Source organism: Pseudoalteromonas sp. MMG013, from assembly GCF_018100885.1.
In the GTDB taxonomy this organism is placed as follows: domain Bacteria; phylum Pseudomonadota; class Gammaproteobacteria; order Enterobacterales; family Alteromonadaceae; genus Pseudoalteromonas; species Pseudoalteromonas aurantia.
Genome location: NZ_JAGJEE010000092.1, coordinates 1 through 788 on the forward strand (window position 1 = coordinate 1; position 788 = coordinate 788).

The 788-nt window shown below is 34.9% G+C and carries 1 protein-coding gene; it reads right to left on the reverse strand.

The window, feature by feature from the left end; translation table 11 throughout:
• The coding region (locus J8L98_RS24475; RefSeq protein WP_210998662.1) for a DUF6438 domain-containing protein at positions 1–447 on the reverse strand (447 nt) is incomplete at its 3' end.
• Positions 448–788 lie beyond the last annotated feature (341 nt).

A 788-nucleotide genomic window follows, 5' to 3' on the forward strand; every position in this document is an offset into this window, starting at 1 on the left:
TATTAACCCTTTGCCATTTAATACAACAACTTGCTCAAACTTAGTAAACATATTCACTATTACTTGTTCTTCTGAAAAGTCAGAACACCCTAAATTATGTGTGACTGTTAATTCTACTTCTTGAAGCTGAACACCAATAGAAACACTTGAATGATCTGTTTTATATGAACCACATTTAAAAGTTGCATCTTTGGAATGTGAGTTTCCAAAGTAACCAGTTCTAGATAATTTTAAAAAGTTATTGTTATCAACAAGGTTGATTAGGCTTTTAAATGTACCTTGCTCTAGAGTTCCTCGATAAGCTCCCATTTTTGTTACATGGGCATGCCCAATAAAAACGAAATTATCATCAGGAAAAATATAAAAGTCATAAACTGGGCAAGTACCGTAACAAGCGCCACGACTGAAGGATACAACTTGTGCTTTAGTAGGCAAATCAGCAACCATTCTCTCAATTTTTGGCTGCCATTGGTCTTTATCTGAACATCCAAACATTAGAATCAAAGAGAATAAATAGATTACTTTTTTGATGACAAAACTCCAATGATGATTGGTTAATATAACTATTTAGTATTTATGCGGCACGTTGTTTGTGCTGCATAATCGCTTGTTAATGAGTAAAAACAATCAAGTATTGATTGTAATGGGTTTAGTACACCCCACCTACTAGCTCTTTGCTCAGCAGCATGAAAGAGGACAGCAATGGGACAGGCACATAATTATACGCTCAACATTGCAATGTAACCCCGCCCAATTATACAAGAAATTTGTGCCTGTCCCATATTATT